Raw genomic sequence first — 14,412 nt, forward strand, 5'->3', positions numbered from 1 at the left:
GCTCGGCGATGCGAAGCATCGTCCGGAGCAATCCGGGTGAGGGTTCTCGCTCCCTCGATAGACCATAACCCCTCACCCGATTTGCTGCGCAAATGACCTCTCCCAAGGGAGAGGTGAACCTTCGACGCCGTTCCAGCTAAACCTAATCTCATCAGGCTTTAGGCGTAGTGGAAAAGACTTGGAGCACCGCCCCGCTTGTTGACGCAGCGCTAACTGTGGCCCCTGCGCTGCCCACGAAGACGCCTCCGGATCGGCGTCGGAAGTTCGTGGTAATCGACGGCGTCAAATCTTAAGATAAGCTCGCCTCAGTTGGCGGCTTTACCCATGAAAAAAACGCCTCTCATTCTGATGATTCTCAACGGTCTCGTATGGGGCGGTTTATCTTGGGTGGGCTGGAAACTCATGACGGCCAAAGAGGCGCAACATCTAGCCGGCTACCCAAACACGGACCAAATCGGTTACTTCTTTGCCGCCCCACTTTTGATGCTCACAGCATCTTTGGTGCCTGTCGCTCTATTGGGGCAAACCAAATGGTCAACAATAGCCAACTGCTGGGGTTTCCTCACCCTGTTTGCTGTCCTTCCTTATTTAGTTCCGTACACGGGCGGCGTCTAAGATTCAGTGGCCTGTTTCGGCATAGCTAGTGGCCTATTTCGGCCAGTCCCCCCTTTTTCAAGGGGAGGCAGGAGCGTGCGCAGCCCGGATCGCGGTAAGGTTGACCGGTTAGGTTAAGATCGGCTTCGCGTTGCCGTTTCGGCACCGGCCGCTACCGTGGACCGTGTCGCTCCCGCCGACCGGCGAAGCCGCACTTCCCGGCCAGCAATACTGAAAAGCGGCACGGGACCGCCAGTTTTTGTCGCGTCCTGGCGGTCCCACCACTTTCTACCTCCAATTGATCCGTTCGAAGAAGCCGGCGATCTCGGCCGCCGCGCGATCGGGGTCCTCGCGATGCGGGAAATGCCCGACATCGGGAAACATCTTCAGGTCCAGATTGGAGAAGGTCTCGCCCAGCCGGTCGGTCCATTCATAAGGAAACAGCGGGTCGTGCTCGGCCCAGCGGATGCAGGTCGGCACCGCGATCGGCGGCAGTGCAGGCGCTTCCCCTTGCATCATCTTGACGCGCCCCGCGTGTGAGGCGCGATAATGCGCAAAGCCGCCGGCGAGGTTGCCCGGCTTGAAGAAGTTGTCGGCGAAGTCCTCGATCACGTCGTCGAATGCGGTCTTGCGGTGCGTCCAGTTGTGCAGGAAATGGCCGATGTAGGTGCGGCAGCTGTCCCTGTTGGCGCCGACCAGCGCGGGCGCCATCTCCATCTGGTGGAACGACTGGTACCAGATGTGGTTCAGCCGGTCGGGCGCCGCCATCCGCGGCCCGATGCCGGGATAGACGAAATCGAAGAACATCAGCCCGGCGATGCGCTCGGGCGCCTTGCGCGCCAGCGGCTGCATCACCGCGCCGCCGACGTCGTGGCCGACCACGCCGGCCTTGTCGATGCCGAGCGCATCCAGCAGCGCCAGCATGTCGTCGGTATGCTGATCGGGGCCGTAAGGGCCTTGCGGCTTGTCGCTGTCGCCGAAGCCGCGCAGGTCGGGCGCGATCAGGGTGTAGCGGTCGGCGAGCCGCGCCATGACCGGCTTCCAGGTCAGCCAGAACTCCGGCCAGCCGTGCAACAGCAGCAGCGGCGGGCCGCTCCCGGTCCGCGCGACGTGGAACGCCGCGCCGTTGGCCCGAATCGTTGCATGATCCATGGTCCGCTCCTGCCTGCTTTGGCTAACGCATGCGCTGACCGAACCCGCAGTGTCCCGCTAGCGCCTTGTTTCCGCGTACTTTCTCACGTCGGCCCGGTGTTTCGGTGGTACGAGGCGCCAGATCATGATGCGTTTCCACGGAATCGCATCATGATCTCATCTCCTTGTTTGAGCATGATCTTTCGGAAAACCGGTTTCCACTTTTCCGGATCATGCTCTAGTGACGGAAATATTATTGCAGCGCCTTGTCTGTCCCGCCAACCTCGCCTAGAACACGCCCCGACCGCGGGTGGCGCAAATCACCCGGGCCACTGGAGAGGTGGCAGAGTGGTTGAATGCACCGCACTCGAAATGCGGCATAGGTGCAAGCCTATCGGGGGTTCGAATCCCTCCCTCTCCGCCACTCGCCAACTGTCCAGCCCGGACACATAGGTAACGGAACGTACCTAAGACATGGGTGACAATCTCGCCCCGATCGGCCGGCATGGGCGGACCGTTCGAGGCCCGCGCGGCATGGGGGATGTTTTGCCACGACCTGGCGTGCTGGCTCCTGTTCGGCCATGGCGCGCTGATGATCGAGCTCACGGTGTCGAAGCAGTGCATCGGCCAGGTCGGCATCAACCACGGGGCCGCTGTTTCCGGAGCAGGAGCTCGGCTGGCTGCTTATGACGGGCATGAGGGACACGGCTACGCCACCGAGGCGGCGCGTGCATTGCGCGACTGGCCTTTGCGACGCTAAAGCTGCCGACGCGGGTCAGCTACGTGGCGCCTGACAATGCGATGTCGGCCGCGGTGGCGAAACGGTTGGGCGGCGTGCCCAATCCGTCGGTGCCGAGGGAAGATCCCGACGATCTCGTCTATCGCTATCGGGCGCGCTGAACGGTCAGTTTCGCCATCCCGTCACGTCAGGCACGTTCTGCAACTTGTCGGGATTGTGGGTCACATAAACAGCAACGATCCACTCGCCTTCGACCTGCAAGGCGGTCGCTTGGACAAGGTCGTCCTCGATGGTGATGAAGCCGTGCGAGAAAACTATTGATCCGAAGCAGCCAACTGCGCCGTTTGGCGTCCGCCGTTCAACTCTCTCAACTGGTTCACGTATTCCTCAGGCTTCAACAAGTGGAATGGAGCCTTCAGACCCATGAAGTTAGCTATGCGACCAATAAAGGCCGTGCAATTGGTCGTTTCCGCATTCCAAACAGGCGAGGTCGCCTGGAGGTGCTTGATGTACGCGAAAACCTTCTTCGCGTCGGCCTCGCTCAAGTACACGCGATAGCTGGCCGTTAAATACTGCTCGTCAAGGTCACCGTAGCTCGCTCCGGTCTCGGAGGGCACCCAGGTAAGATGTCCCAGCACATAAGGCAGGACATCGCCCGCCGGGTGCAGCCCCGCAACTTCGACCTGCTTCTCGCTTGTCTTGCCGTACCAAACAAACGCATGCCCATAAGAAGCCGCCGTGCGGGCACGAAAGTCGACGTAGTACGGCCCTTTGGCCGAGGACCTTCGAACCGGCTTCGCGGCTGCTCCCGAAGCGGGACCGTTTGAACCCGTGACGGCCGTTGCCACAACCGATCTCGTCGACGGCTTACGCGGCTTGTCCTGCTGCTGCGGCGCTTGATCCGTTTGCGCAGCCAATTGCTGCGCATTGCCGATGCCGGCTCCCAAAGTCACGGAAGCCACGACGACACCAATTCCGGCAAGCAGCCGCAAGCCGCCCCGTTTCCGCTTGGATTCTGGCACGTTCAAGCCCTCACAAGGGAAGCCAAATCTCAAGCAGCGCCTTCAGCAAAGCTGAAGGGTGCACTGCTTGAGCGATCCTCGAGCTAACCCTTCGTTACGATCGGGGCAGGAGCTTTTCCAACCGGGTACTTGCCGACCGGGTACTTGCCAACCGGATACTTGCCGATCGGCATCTTGCCAACCGGAGCCGTTTCCGTAACCGGCTGCGGATGAGGGAGGTCTGCCGCGCTGGCAGCAGCCACGAAACCGAACGTCGCAACTCCAGCAACCAAGAACTTCAACATCGTGATCTCCGAGATGGGTAGCGTGAAACATGAACAGCTTACCCTCTAACGGCTACGGCGTAATTAACGCTCTCGCAAAGCTGGCGCTTGCGCGGTCGTTTCCTTGCCGAGTGTGGCAAAAACGGCACGGGGTTTTTGGTTTGCGTGAGTATCCGGACGTGAGTTCGGCGAGACCAGTCTTGTAAGCCGGCTTAGAACAGCTTCGGCAAAAGGCGTCCGGTCCGGGCCATGTACTCGCGATACTCGTCCCCGAAGGCTTCCAGCATCATCTGCTCTTCTCTGGCAATCCGCCCGAAGAACAAGATTCCGAATCCGATCAGGCCAGCGAATCCAGCCACCCAGTTCGGCAGGAGCAATGCTTGAGCAACAGCCCAAAGCCAGAATGCGGTATACATAGGATGACGAATTCTCCGATAAACACCGTCTGTGATCAGGCGATGATTTTCCCGCACGTCGAGACTTACGGACCAATTCCGACCCAGAGCTCGATGGGTCAACCGGAACATGACCAGCGCCAAAACGGCGACGAAACCACCCAGCCAGGCTTGAGCCGGCCGGAAGGAGTATGCTGCGAAATGAGGCAGGGCCGTTGCGATATAGATGAGCGGCACAATGCCAAGACCCGTGAGCGATATCAGCAGCAGGGTGTTTTCGCGCCTACCTCGGCCGGTCCTTGCGACTTTTTCACGGCGAGAACGACGCGCGTATCTGTAGCGGATGAGGTACCAACCGACCGCCATCATCACGAACACGAACTTGGCAATACCGGGTGTCATCGTAGACCACGCGCGTGTTTCGCTGGCGCGCCATCTTTGCCGATCATCGAAAGGGTACCATCCTTGGCGAGCGTCTGAGATCTGACAAAAACAGGTCCACAGACCGGCATGAGGTAATCATACAGGGCCTGCGGGTCGTTTCCACCGATTAGTTGGCAGTCCGACAGGTGGATCCAGGGCGGATGCGTTGCCGGGTTCGCTCCTTTGAGACGGTCGGACCGTTATGATCGCATTCAGCTGTCTCAAATGGCAGCCGTTGAGAAGAGCATCGACGGAGGCATTCTTGTGGGTTCCCGTGTCCGGCCAATGGTCTGCGACCGAGGGAACTGCCAACGCCACACCGGTCGGCATGGCAAAGCTCTTTCTATCTCGCGCGCGGCGAAGCCACGGTGGCTCTCCGATCTATCTCCAACACTCGCGGGAGCAACTGCGACGCTATGAAGGCATGCCCGGCATCCGTGAGGTGAATGAGGTCGAAAGCGTAATACTGCGCAGGAATCTCTTCGTCGTACAAAATGACTTTGATGGCGCGATCACGGAGCCGCCGCTCCATCGCAGCGATGTTGGCCGCCCGCTGCTCCTTCGTGACAAGGAAGCGCCTGTCGTTGCCTCCAGGCTGCAAGATTACGATGTCGGTTCCCTTTGGCACGTCGCTATCAATGCGCTTGAGCATGCCGGCGGTGGTGTCAAAGGGAACTCCGGCATTGGCGACGCTCGCGTTGACGCCCTTTTCTCTCAGCAGGGCTTCCAGCTTGGCCGGGTAAGCGCCTTGCTTCCCAACGTACCAGCCCTGGGTGTTGCTTGCGCCGACCGCCACGATATGAATCGGCTTTGCGATGGCTGCGCCCACGGTCGCCACGCAATACATGGCGATGGCGACTGAAAGTTTTCCAAATGGCGTCACTGACTGCCTCTCCCCGCTTGAAGTGCTAAAGAAAAACAACGCCGACACCGGGCTCCTGCAGGGACCGAATTTAAAGCCTCACATTTTGCGTCAACACCAACTTCAAACTGTCTTTTGGGCGGTATGCTAAGAGTTCGTCGAAGGTTGGGCTGCTGGTGAAACCAGGTTCGAGGGACCCGGATGTCTTCGTGGGCGCGCGACAGCCGATCCGATTGCCCTTATCTTTCGTATAACCATGCTATGCAACGCCGCGTCTTTATCGATGTTGAAGTGAGTGATGTTTACATCACGAACATAAAAGTTCGTCAGCTCGCCGCGGAAGCCGGGTCCGCGACTTATTCTAACGCTTTCATTTTTGTACAGATTCAGAACGCGCCCTACATTGGCCGATGCCATATGCGACGACGTTCCGTCGAATGGAACAACTAAAGCAACCGGCACGCCCATTTGGCCAAGGTACCCTGCCATGGACATCACGGCATCTGCACCAAGGGAGTGTCCCACCAGTATGATAGGCCCGCGCTGGCCGGCTCTATATTTCACGATGATGTCGTCGGCGACGCTTCTCCATTGGGTGTGATTTGCGACAGCCGCGGCAACGCCAGCCGCTTGCAGCTGAGCGGCAAGGTCGTCCATGCCCAAAGAAAAGACGTTCAATAGCCCGCGGAATAAATAAACGTGCGCCGCATAGGACTGCAGTCGAGCGGGCGAATTTGTCGATCTAAGCGCCACCGCCGTTCCGGGCCTCGCTTGAGCCCCGTTGTTTGAAAGCAAGCTGCTTGCAAAAAGAACCGTTAAGCCGGCGCACACGAGCGCCGCGCTGTAACGCAATCTCTCCATTGTCAGAATCCTCGCCACCTCAGGTCGAGCCGCATTAAATCAGAGTTACGAATCGTGACAATCATGAACGGTTTCGAAAACCGCGTTGAGGCGCGCAATTGGCTCACTGTCGCGGATCTGCCACACTGGCCATCAGGTCCTCCACGGTCAATGCTCCAATCATCCTGCACTATTTTGCTCGAAGCCAAACTCAACGAGTGCGACCCCGCGCACGAAGTGGTAATTTTATAGGCCGAGATCCGCATCATCCATGTCGGGTTCACCAAGGACTGCGGTTAACAAGGAGTGCCGCCAAAGTGTCCATGTATTTCCGTTTTACAGAATGAATGCCGGTCAATATCTTTACAGAATTCGAGTTGCTGGATGATCCGACGACGGCACGTCTTCCACATTGGTGGTTACGATCCAATCACCCCCGAAGAGCAGGTCGAACGCTTGCGGCGCTCGCTCTCGAGCTTCCAAAAGATTTGGGGTGCCTCTTCACGGCTGTCGGAAATATCGAACGCGTCTGCAATCGGTGCTTCATGCAGCCTGGAAGCATGGGGGCCAAACTGGAAAACTCACGTCACCTTCGAAATGCTTCGCTGGGATGATCTCATCCGGTGCGATTCGAAAGTCGGCTTCGTGCCTCGTCTCGTTCAATCCTTGAAAGCGCTATTCGATTTCATCGTAACGGGAACGATATTCAGATATGCGGTCGCAAGCTGGAAGTATGCTGTCTTTTTCATCTTTCCATATTGCTGTTTGCTCCTGATCGCATTTTGCAGCGTGGGACTGTCATTCCTGTTGATCAGGCTCATACACGCTTCATTTTGGATAGAACTACTGCTTGGATTTTCTTTGTCGTTGGCGATCTTCGTCGGCGCAATGCTCTGGATCGGACCAAAGCGCAGGATAAATCACATTCTCGATGATGCCATTTTCTCCCACCAATTTCTTTACGGGCAGAAAAACGAACTTGATAAGCGGCTCGACGCTTTTGCGAACCGGATATCAAGAACGGTTGGGGCCGCAGAAGTTGATGAAGTTCTGATTGTTGGCCACTCCCTTGGCGCAGCACTCTCAATTGCAGCGGTGGCGCGCGCGCTGAAATCGGATCCTCCGCTCGAAACGTGTGGACCCAAACTATGCATTCTCACGGTAGGCGCCACTATTCCTAAATTCGCGCTGCATCCGATGGGCGGCCAAATACGGGAAGCGGCGCAACTCGTGGCCGGAGCGCCGGCGATAGACTGGGTCGAATACCAGGCACGAGATGACGCAATCAGCTTCTATCGCTTCGACCCCGTCACTCTGAAACGTGTCAGTCGAGACCATTCAGGTGGCCACCCGAGGATTCGGCGCGTTCAAATACATTCAATGGTAAGTCCGATGCGCTTCAGGCGTCATCGCTTCAACTTCATGCAGATCCATTATCAGTTTCTGATGGGAAACGATCAGCGCTCGGCTTACGATTTTTGCATGATTACTTGCGGACCGCTCGGCTTCGACGTCGCGACTTCACCGTCTGGAGCGGTCGGGCTGTTCGAGGCGGACGGTTCGGTGATGACGACCGAAGTTGATGATCGGCTGGATCCGTCATGTCGAGACTAGCTTGGCCGGTCGCCAGCTGCCTTTGCCGGCATCAGGTTGGTTGAGCGGGACAGCCTGAAGACCTTGCGCGGCTATGTTGGCTTGTGATGCTGGCGCCCGGTATGGCGCGTAGGCGTCATGATAAACGATTGCCATCAGGATGCGACCGCCGCCGGTTCCGCTCGTGTGCATGATGTCCTCTGCTGCCATTGCAGAGGTTGAGACAATGCAGCGCGTCGAAACGACCTTTCGTCCGGCGGATATTGCTCCAGTTGACCGCCGCTCCGGCTGGCGCGGAGGCCGTGGGCTCCTCTGCATGAGGTTGTTTTCGATATTTTGGCGGGAGCCGGGCCGGTAACCTTAATTTTCCGTTTCGATTGTCGATAAAATTTTATCGATTATCCTCCTGGCCATTGAGCGGTGTGACGAACCGCACGATGAGTGGCGGAGAGCCGAGTGGCTCGGCAGCCTCTCTGAAATCGAAGGGTGGGCAGAGCGCAGTGCCAGCCACCTTTCGGGCTGTCCGGCGGCGGCCGGCGGGGCAAATCAATTTTGAAATGCATTTGATTGCCAGGTTGCGGCGCATATCGCGCCGCATGATGCTTCACAATTGGGATGTTCCAAATGACGTTCGCGCATTTATTGATCGCGGTCGGTGTCGGCTTTTTGCTGCTGGCAGGCTTCGTCGCATTTGCCCTATGGCGAAACGCACTCCATTCGACAGCGCGGATTTAGCAGCAGGCGAGATTTGACTCCGGCGGCCTCGCTCATGGGGGTGAGTGAAGCCTGCGGGGATGGCCGCACCGCCGCGCGGCCTGACAGCCGAGCACCGCGCCTACAACCTGCCCCAAGGCGATGCGTGCTCGGCTGTTCATTTTCCGATCAACCTTGGTCGGTTGATCCCTCCGCATCACTTCCGCGAAGCGAGCTCGAACCTGCGGGTGATCGCGATCGCCTCGAGGAAGGCCTCGTCATGGCTGACCACCAGCAGCGCGCCGTCATAGGCGCGCAAGCCGGCCTCGACTGCTTCCATGGATTCGATGTCGAGATGGTTGGTCGGCTCGTCGAGGATCAAAAGCTGTGGCGGCCTCACGCCACCCAGCACGCAGGCGAGGCCGGCGCGGAGCAGCTGGCCGCCGCTCAGGCTGGAGACGATCTGCAGCGCCGCATCGGCGCGAAACATGAAGCGCGCCAGCGCGGCGCGGCAGGCGTTCTCGCCGGCATCCGGATTGATGCGCCGGAAATTATCCAGGATGGAGGCCTGTGCGTCCAGCAGGCTGACCGCCTGATCGAACATCGCAAAGCGGGTCATCACCTCGACGCTGCCGCGCGCCGCGGTCAGCTCGCCGCCGATGAGCTTGAGCAGCGTCGTCTTGCCGGCGCCGTTGGGGCCGACGATGGCGACGCGCTCCGGGCCTGAGATCGAGAAGCTGAGACCATGCAGGACCGGTGTTTCCGCGCTGTAGCCGGCGTCGGCGGCTTCGATCCGCAGCACCATCCTGCCCGCGGGCAGATGCGTCGACGGCAGCTGCACCGAGAACGGCTGCAGCACCTCGATGCGTTGGCGTGCGGCGGTGGCAAGTTCAAGCGCTTGCGTCCGCCGCCGCTCGGCGAGGCGAACGGTCTCGCCACCGCTATCCTCGCTGCGATCCCTGCGCAGCCCGGCAGCGATCCGCGGCAGATCGCCCTTGGCGCGCTTCTTCGCGCCGGCGCCATCCTTCCGCGCCTTCCGTTCAGACGCCTCCCTTGCCTTGCGGTCGATCTCGGCGACGCGCTTGTCGGCATCATCCAGATCGTGTCGTGCCGCCGAGAGCTCGATGGCCTTGCGCGCGCGGTACTGGCTCCAATTGCCGCCATAGCGCCTGGCTTCCAGCGAGGTCAGCTCGACGATCGCGTCCATGGTCTCCAGCAGTTCGCGGTCGTGGCTGACGATGATGGCGCCGTGCCGCCAGCCGGCGAGCAGGTCGATCACCGCCTCGCGTCCGGCGCGATCGAGATTGTTGGTGGGCTCATCGAGCAGCAGGAAGTCCGGCTCTGCGAAAGTCAGCGCCGCGAGGCGCGCCCGGGTCGCCTGCCCGCCGGACAGCATCACGAGCGGCGTGTCGAGCACGTCGGGCAAATCGACGCGCGCGAGCGCAGCCGCGATCCGCGTATCGAGCGTCCAGTCGACATCCGCAAGCTCCTCAGTCGTCGCAAGCCCCTGTTCGGCACGGCGCAACGCGGCCAGCGCGCGGCGCGCGCCGAACAGATCGATCACGCTTTCAACCGGATTCACCTGAACCGTCTGGTGCAGCATCCCGACGCGTCCCTGCACCGAGACCGTGCCGGCGTGCGGCGCGTGCCGGCCGGCGATCAGGCCGAGCAGCGTCGTCTTGCCGACGCCGTTGCGGCCGACAAGGCCGGTTCGTTCGGGACCGAAGCTAAGATCGATGTTAGAAAGGAGAACCCGGCCGTCAGGCGCGGGCAGGGTCAGATGGGAGAGCGTGATCGATGCTGGCATGGATATCCCCGCGGGCAAGGCTGATGGGCATTGCGATCGGGGTGAAATCCATGGTCGTCGGCATCCTCAGGGATTAATGATTGAATTGATGTAGTCGCGTATTGCGCCGGGATCAAGGCGTGCGGCGCCGTCACGCCGCTTCGGCGAAGGTCCAGCGGTCGGGATCGGCCGTGTGGCCGATCAAGGCGAGACCATAGGCGATCGATTCGAATTGATCCGCCGAGGTCAGCCGCGCTTCGCCGAAGCGCTCGGCGAACAGGCGCTGCACGGCCGGCACGAACGAGGTGCCGCCGGTCAAAAACACCTTCTCAACGTCGCGCGCGGTGATGCCGGATTTCGCCAGCGCTTCGTCGACCGTGGCGCCCAGCCGCTCGATGTCGTCGGCGATCCAGGATTCGAAATCGTCGCGCGTGACGGTGGCGCCGATATCGATGCCTTTGCGGGCAAAGCGGAACTCGACGCGGTCGTTGCTCGACAGCGCGACCTTGGTGTCGGACACGGCGCGATACAGTGCGAAGCCGAGATCGTGGTCGACGATGGTGATGAAATCGTGCAGCGGCGCCGGATCGAGCGCGGTGCGCGCCAGCTGCTGCAGTTCGCGCAGATCGCCATTGCCCCGCATCATCGCGAGCTGATGCCAGCGCGCGAGGCTCGAATAATAGTGATTGGGGATCGGCAGCACCTTGTCGAACGAGCGGTAGTTGGTGCCCTTGCCGAGCCGCGGCGAGACGATGTGATCGACGATGCGGTAGTCGAAGGTGTCGCCGGCGATGCCGATGCCGGAATGTCCGAGCGGCTCGGCGCGCAGCACGCCGCCCTTGCGCGAGAAGCGCATCACGGAGAAGTCGCTGGTGCCGCCGCCGAAATCGGCGACCAGCACGGTGGCGTCGTGGTCGAGGCTGCGCGCGAAGGAGAACGCCGCGCCGACCGGCTCGTAGACATAGCGCGCATGGCCGGCGCCGAGCCGCTCGAACGCCGCGCGGTAGCGCTGCATCGCGAGCTCGTCATTCGGATTGCCGCCGGCGAACTTCACCGGGCGGCCGACCATGATGGTCGGCGCGCCGAGGTCGAACCCTTCGCCGGCATGCCGCGTCAGCGTGCGCAGGAACGCTGCGAGCAAATCCTCGAACTTGTAGCGCTGGCGGAAGATCTGCGTGGTGTTGAAGGCCGAGCTTGCCGCAAACGTCTTGAACGACTGGATGAAGCGATGGATCGTGCGTCCTTCGAGAAACTGCTCGATCGCCCACGGGCCGCCCTCGGCGCGCGGATGCAGGCCGGCGCCCGGCCGCTCCTCCCAGAAGCACAGCGCGGACACATAGACGCTATGCGTGCGGCCACCATGATCGAATCTGACGGCTTCGACGCGGCCATCGCCATCGGACAGTGCGACCACGGTGTTGCTGGTGCCAAAATCGACGCCAATCGAGACGGCGGGCGGGGCGCTCGACATGTCATGCTCGGAATTTGATGTGAAAGGGGGCGGACCTTTAGCGGCTTTGGCCTGACTTGCCAACCCTTGCCGAGGTCGCGGAACTCATTTTGAGCGCAACGTCTCATCACCGCTGCGTCATCGCGGCGGCGAGTTTTGTCGCATTCTGGATGAGTTCAGTCCTTCAATGCATAGGCAATGACATAGTCGCCGCGTTTGGTGCCGAACGAGCCGTGGCCGCCGGCCGCGGTGACGACATACTGCTTGCCGCCAGCCTCGTAGCTCATCGGCGTCGATTGCGCGCCGGCGGGCAGGCGGTCTTCCCAGAGCACCTTGCCGTCACGCACGTCATAGGCTCGGATCGTGTACTCATAGGTCCCGGTGTAGAACGCGACGCCGCCGGCGGTCGTGATTGGCCCGCCCAGCATCGGCACGCCCATCTTGAACGGAAGCGGCAGCGGCGTGGTGTCCCTGATGGTGCCGTTGGGATGCTGCCAGACGATCTTCATCGTCCTGAGATCGATCGCGGCCATCGAGCCCCAGGGCGGCCGGTAGCACGGCACGGAGAGCGGCGAGAGGAAGCTCGATATATCGACGCCAAACGGCGTGCCGTACATCGGCTGCGTCCCGACCTCGCTGCCGACCGGCTTCTCGGCGGTTGGCGCCGGAGGATTTTGCGGGCCACGTGGAACGAGCTTTGAAGCGAACGGCAGCGACATCGGATTGGCGATCGCGATCTGTCGCACGGGGTCGATCGCGATGCCGCCCCATTCGAACATGCCGAGATTGCCCGGGAAGACCAGCGTGCCCTGTAGCGACGGCGGCGTGAACGTGCCTTCGTAACGCAGCCGGTGGAACATGATCCGGCACAGCAACTGATCGAAGATGGTGCCGCCCCACATATCGGCGCCGGTCAGCTTCGCCTCCGGGCGGAACGTCAGTTCGGAAAATGGCTGCGTCGGCGCGCTGCGATCGCCGGGCGCGGGCCCCTGCGGCACCGCACGTTCCGGCGCGGGCACGATCAGCTCGCCGGTCCTGCGGTCGAGCACGAAGATGTTGCCCACCTTGGTTGGCTGAATGATCGCGGGGATCACGCCCTTGTCCGTTGTCACATCGACGAGGCTCGGTTGCGAAGGAACATCCATGTCCCAGAGATCGTGATGCACGGTTTGGTACGACCAGGCGCGCTTGCCGGTGTTGACGTCGAGCGCGACGATCGAGCTGGAATAGCGTTCGACCAGCGCATCGCGATTGCCGCCCCAGATGTCGGGTCCGTTGTTGCCGGTCGGGATGTAGACCAGGTTCAATTTCGGATCGAACGAGGCCGTGATCCAGGAATTCGGCGAGCCATTAGTGTAATGCCGCGTCGGCGACGGCAGTGCGTTCTCGTCCGCCGCAGCGGAGTCCCAGGCCCAGGCCAGTTTGCCGGTGTAGACATCGAAGCCGCGGATCACGCCCGACGGCACCTCGACCGCGTAATTGTCGATCACCGCGGCGGCGACGACCAAAATCTTGTCGCTGACGACAGGCGGTGACGTCGGCTCGAAGAAGCCGGCGGTTGTGATCCCCATCCCCTGCTGCAGGTCGAGCACGCCGTGATCGGCAAAACTCTCGCAGAGTTTGCCGCTGTCGGCATCGAGCGCGATCATGCGGCCGTCATTGACCGGCAGGAAGATCCGCCGCGGGCACTCGGCAGGTGCCGGGCTGCCGCTGGAGTCGACGGCGCCCTGCGCAGTCTCGTGATAGGAGACCCCGCGGCAGGTCATGTGCTGGAACGTCTTGTTGTGCACGAGCTTGGGATCGTAGCGCCAGCGCTCGGTGCCGGTCTTGGCGTCGAGCGCGAACAGCACCTGATGCTGCGAGCAGAGATAGAGCGTGTCGCGCACCTTGATCGGGGTCACCTCGAACGTCGTCTCGCCGGAATCCTCCGGCGTCTTGACGTCGCCGGTGCGGAAGGTCCAGGCGACCTTGAGGTTGGCGACATTGTCGGGCGTGATCTGCTTCAGCGGCGAATAGCGCTGTCCGAATTGCGTGCGTCCATAGGCGCGCCAGTCGCCATCCGGCTGCGGGTCGGCTTCGCTTTGCTGCACGGAAGCGCCGGCCTCCGCGATCGTGCCGTTGATGTCGTGATAGCTCGTCAGCAGCCCGGCCACGAGGACGGCTGCTGCCGCCACGACGCCGATCCAGAGCGGTGCCGTCGCGCGCGCGTAGGATACCGGCTCGCCTCGCGTCAGGGCGCGAACGATGGCCGGCGTCAGCAGCCAGAGCGCCATCGGGAAGATGATGTCGCCGCGCGCCGCGAGCGGCCACCAGTCGAAGCGCACCTCGTGGACGGCCCAGGCCAGCGTGCCGACCAGCACGATCGCAAACAGCCACAGCGCGGAACGGCGCTGCATCAGCAACAACGCCGCCGTGGCGAGGATGCCGACGCCGAGGACAATGTAGAAGACGGATCCACCCAAGGCGGCGAGCCAGATCCCGCCGGCCGCGAGGACCAGGCCGATCAAGGCGTAGACGATAGCTGTGATGAAGACTGCCCTGGATCGCGGCATGGTCGCTCCGGTGCGCAAGAGGGACCGGGCTTGTCGTGCAAGCGCAACAGACCGTGTCCGCCTTCAAGG

At 61.4% G+C, this 14,412-nt stretch carries 11 protein-coding genes, 1 tRNA gene and 1 pseudogene; 4 read left to right on the forward strand and 9 right to left on the reverse strand.

Annotated elements, in window-relative coordinates; genetic code table 11:
- The first annotated feature begins 324 nt into the window (after positions 1–324).
- Positions 325–615, forward strand: a complete 291-nt coding sequence (locus tag AKN84_RS35685) for a hypothetical protein (RefSeq protein WP_050425127.1) — start codon at positions 325–327, stop codon at positions 613–615.
- A gap of 267 nt (positions 616–882) precedes the next feature.
- Here the strand turns inward: AKN84_RS35685 and AKN84_RS35690 are convergent, their stop codons facing one another.
- On the reverse strand, positions 883–1,746 hold the full coding sequence (locus AKN84_RS35690) for an alpha/beta fold hydrolase (protein WP_050425128.1): 864 nt from the start codon (positions 1,744–1,746) through the stop codon (positions 883–885).
- A gap of 313 nt (positions 1,747–2,059) precedes the next feature.
- Here AKN84_RS35690 and AKN84_RS35695 point away from each other — a divergent pair.
- Together AKN84_RS35695 and AKN84_RS35700 are read left to right on the forward strand one after the other, a co-directional pair.
- Positions 2,060–2,149 (forward strand) — tRNA-Ser (locus AKN84_RS35695).
- Between the two features lie 63 nt (positions 2,150–2,212).
- A pseudogene (locus tag AKN84_RS35700) lies at positions 2,213–2,625 on the forward strand (GNAT family N-acetyltransferase); the annotation flags it as partial.
- A 153-nt stretch (positions 2,626–2,778) separates the two neighbouring features.
- Here the strand turns inward: AKN84_RS35700 and AKN84_RS35705 are convergent.
- From AKN84_RS35705 to AKN84_RS46495, 5 genes are all read right to left on the reverse strand, one after another.
- Positions 2,779–3,456: a hypothetical protein gene (locus AKN84_RS35705; RefSeq protein WP_244485680.1), complete on the reverse strand. Its 678-nt coding sequence runs from the start codon at positions 3,454–3,456 to the stop codon at positions 2,779–2,781.
- Positions 3,457–3,569: 113 nt separating this feature from the next.
- Positions 3,570–3,770 (reverse strand): hypothetical protein, encoded by a 201-nt coding sequence (locus AKN84_RS35710; protein WP_050425129.1) that lies wholly within the window; start codon positions 3,768–3,770, stop codon positions 3,570–3,572.
- A gap of 191 nt (positions 3,771–3,961) precedes the next feature.
- Positions 3,962–4,546, reverse strand: coding sequence for a protein-S-isoprenylcysteine O-methyltransferase (locus AKN84_RS35715; RefSeq protein WP_050425130.1), 585 nt, complete (start codon positions 4,544–4,546; stop codon positions 3,962–3,964).
- Positions 4,547–4,910: 364 nt separating this feature from the next.
- Positions 4,911–5,450, reverse strand: a complete 540-nt coding sequence (locus AKN84_RS35720; RefSeq protein ID WP_244485681.1) for an SGNH/GDSL hydrolase family protein — start codon at positions 5,448–5,450, stop codon at positions 4,911–4,913.
- 126 nt (positions 5,451–5,576) lie between these two features.
- Complete coding sequence (locus tag AKN84_RS46495; protein ID WP_128971458.1) at positions 5,577–6,290, reverse strand: hypothetical protein; 714 nt, start codon at positions 6,288–6,290, stop codon at positions 5,577–5,579.
- Between the two features lie 363 nt (positions 6,291–6,653).
- Between AKN84_RS46495 and AKN84_RS35725 the strand changes: the two genes are divergently transcribed.
- Positions 6,654–7,883, forward strand: coding sequence for an RBBP9/YdeN family alpha/beta hydrolase (locus AKN84_RS35725; RefSeq protein WP_050425132.1), 1,230 nt, complete (start codon positions 6,654–6,656; stop codon positions 7,881–7,883).
- A gap of 889 nt (positions 7,884–8,772) precedes the next feature.
- On the opposite strand, the gene AKN84_RS35730 is transcribed toward AKN84_RS35725, so the two are convergent.
- The 3 genes from AKN84_RS35730 to AKN84_RS35740 all read right to left on the reverse strand — a co-directional run bounded on the left by AKN84_RS35730 (position 8,773) and on the right by AKN84_RS35740 (position 14,343).
- Entirely contained in the window at positions 8,773–10,362 is a 1,590-nt protein-coding gene (locus AKN84_RS35730) for an ABC-F family ATP-binding cassette domain-containing protein (protein ID WP_050425133.1), read from the reverse strand.
- 130 nt (positions 10,363–10,492) lie between these two features.
- The gene (locus AKN84_RS35735) at positions 10,493–11,812 is read right to left on the reverse strand and encodes an Hsp70 family protein (RefSeq protein WP_050425134.1); all 1,320 of its coding nucleotides are present in this window, start codon (positions 11,810–11,812) and stop codon (positions 10,493–10,495) included.
- 155 nt (positions 11,813–11,967) lie between these two features.
- Positions 11,968–14,343, reverse strand: a complete 2,376-nt coding sequence (locus AKN84_RS35740) for a glucose/quinate/shikimate family membrane-bound PQQ-dependent dehydrogenase (RefSeq protein ID WP_050425135.1) — start codon at positions 14,341–14,343, stop codon at positions 11,968–11,970.
- Between the last annotated feature and the right edge of the window lie 69 nt (positions 14,344–14,412).

Source organism: Bradyrhizobium tropiciagri (assembly GCF_001189845.1).
Lineage (GTDB): Bacteria > Pseudomonadota > Alphaproteobacteria > Rhizobiales > Xanthobacteraceae > Bradyrhizobium > Bradyrhizobium tropiciagri.